Source organism: Bacillus sp. SIMBA_031, from assembly GCF_046535225.1.
GTDB lineage: Bacteria > Bacillota > Bacilli > Bacillales > Bacillaceae > Bacillus > Bacillus velezensis.
In genome coordinates this window covers 1-245 of the sequence record NZ_JAWRXC010000589.1, presented here as the reverse complement: position 1 = coordinate 245, position 245 = coordinate 1, and the positions used below count along the sequence as shown (strand labels likewise).

At 65.3% G+C, this 245-nt stretch carries 1 protein-coding gene; it reads right to left on the bottom strand.

What is annotated here, in order from left to right:
• Positions 1–40: 40 nt before the first annotated feature.
• Positions 41–245: hypothetical protein (locus tag SB724_RS21480; protein ID WP_410573061.1), on the bottom strand; the 205-nt coding region annotated here is incomplete at its 5' end.

Genomic DNA, 245 nt, shown 5'->3' with positions numbered 1-245 from the left:
CAGGCACAACAAACCGTAGCGCCTCATGTGGCTAACGTCGTTACGATTCCCCGAGTGCCAGCGCGCGCTTGCGCTGCCATAGTGCCGCGCCGATCGACACCGCTGCGCCGATGCCGCCCATCGCCAGCGACAGCACGACGATCAGCCAGCCGGTTTGCGCCCGTCCTGAGAACACGCCGACTAGCAAACCGGCGAGCCTGAGCGGCGAGATACGGTCGCACAGCGCACCGAAGAACGGAAACACC